Annotated in this window: 2 protein-coding genes; both read left to right on the top strand. The window is 43.8% G+C overall.

Annotated features, from left to right (window positions below):
* Window positions 1–1,697, top strand: a 1,697-nt coding sequence (locus U9Q77_10960; protein MEA3287876.1) for a hypothetical protein, incomplete at its 5' end; no start/stop codon positions are given.
* Window positions 1,684–1,902 carry a hypothetical protein gene (locus tag U9Q77_10955; GenBank protein ID MEA3287875.1) on the top strand — a complete coding sequence of 73 codons (219 nt, stop codon included), beginning with the start codon at window positions 1,684–1,686 and terminating at the stop codon, window positions 1,900–1,902. The genes U9Q77_10960 and U9Q77_10955, both read left to right, overlap by 14 nt.
* Window positions 1,903–2,232 lie beyond the last annotated feature (330 nt).

Raw genomic sequence — 2,232 nt, 5'->3', positions numbered from 1 at the left:
CCCGGATTGTCCGTGATATGGCTATAAACTACTACACATTCCCCTCTACCTGCATGTGGTTTCTTTCGGTAACCCATTTTGGTGCAGATGTTACCTCAGAAAACAGCACGGTTGGAGCCGTTCGGGAAATGGAGCACATCAAAAATTCAGGATTTCTGAAGTACTCTCCGGTAGCCGTCAGGCTGGTTCCAGACAATTATGAACAAAACAATCAGCAGGGATGGTGGGATGATGAGCACTGGCAGAATATTGGTCGGAAATACCGTTGTGTGGTTGATTATCATTATAAAAAGCCCTATGAAACCACGGCAAAATGGGCAGGAAAGATCCAAGAATTAGGTGGTATCCCATTGACCTATTTTCAACCCGGAATCCGGTCTGAAGACTACGCGAAAGCCTTTCCCGGACATATGCTTTATGATCGGAGTCAGAAGTTTGTGCGAGAAAATAAAAAGGTAGTTGGCGATCCCCATGTACTTATGGGTATCCCAGGGATCCCCGATTTACTGAATCCTAATGAATGGATAGATGGATATGGCAAGCTCTATGCCGAAGCCTATGATTATACCGATCCTGATTTTCTAACGCACTGGAAAAAGGTGAACCACAATCTGAACGATGGAGGGGTTCGGGGCGTATTTTATGATTACCCTACCCGTGTCTTCGCTCAGCGTGGAGGATTGCACAACCGCTATTCTACGGCACTGGAAGCCTATAGAAATGTATTCAGAATTCCTCATGAGATTCTCGGAGCAAATGCGTATTTGCAGGAACGATTGGGCATAGGTTCCGATGCTACGCTGGAATTTGTCAACTCAGTTCGTACCGAAGGTGATACGAACATCATTACCACCCGAATACTAAATAAAGCAGCTAACCGCTGGTATAAAAACCGTCGCCTGACCAACTATGATATGGATGGAAAGGCCCTTGTTGAAGCCGGCCATGGAGAAAACCGCTATCCGATTTCATCGGTTCAAAGAAAAAGTATTCTTACCCTCTCCTATGCCGTTAGTGGAAGGTTACTATTAACCGAAAGCTTCAGCAAATTCTCAGAAGATGTGCTGTATGATCTGAGCCGCGTTTATCCATTCCACTCCACCTCTCTCTCTGCACGACCCTTACATGCGTTTACAGACGATATGCCCATATTGGATTTCCCGATCTCCGAAGATTGGCATCAGGTAATTCTATTTAACGATAAGGAGACCGATCAGGAATTCAAAGTCCCTTTATCGGGTTATACCGCATTTGGAGCGCTCGGTTTAGATGAAAAAGAAAGTTATTACCTCTATGATTTTTGGAATAACAAATTCAGAGGTAAGATTGGCGGCGACTCCCTTTTGGAACAAATCGTAGCCCCTGGAGAAGCCCGGATGATCTCCGTTCACAAAGTAGAGGATGTCCCACAATGGATTTCAACCGACAGGCACATATTGCAAGGATATGTAGACATGCCTGATAAGCCCGTTTGGAATTCAGCTACAAAAACATTGTCGGGTAAATCATCGCTTATCGAAGGAGAATCTTATTCCATAACGATCGCATTAAACACTTACTACCCGGTATCAGCCAATGCAGATGATGCTGAGCTTATCATAATTCCCCGAAAGGATAATCCTGCACTTGTAGATTTAAAAATATCAACTCAGGAGAACAAGGATATAAACTGGAGAATTAGCTTTGAAAAAAATTAAAATCCTCTTAGCCAGCATTATGCCAGGGATATTCATCTTGGGCTATAATGTGGGCACCGGTCGTGTAACGTCCATGTCGAAGGCTGGAGCAAATTCTGGTCTTGATTTACTTTGGGCAGTATTGCTGAGCTGTATAATCACCTATTATCTGATTATAAAGTTCAGTAAATACACGATGGTTCGTGATGAAACTTTCATCCAGTGAATAAAGAAATAAATCCATCCCGTTCTGGCCATCGGAATGATAATCCCACTATCTCTGGTGATTCTTGCAGCCTTAACCGGTCTCCTGGGTGTGGTTTCCAATATATTAGAGGCTTGGTCTGCAACCCTGTTAACTGATGGAATCCTCCTCCAATAAAGTCCTGGATATTGTCATTCTTGCATTGATCATGCTATTCTCTATGTTTGCATACAGCCACTACTGAGCGATATACCTATTTGTTTGTTCATAAGAACCGTGGCAAAGAAGCGCTTTGCAGTGACAAGTCCGTACTGGAGCGACTGGGTAACTGGCTTGTTCATGATTGCTGGG

This window comes from Candidatus Neomarinimicrobiota bacterium, from assembly GCA_034716895.1.
GTDB lineage: Bacteria > Fidelibacterota > UBA8477 > UBA8477 > JABMPR01 > JABMPR01.
This window is presented reverse-complemented; position numbering and strand designations above follow the sequence as displayed.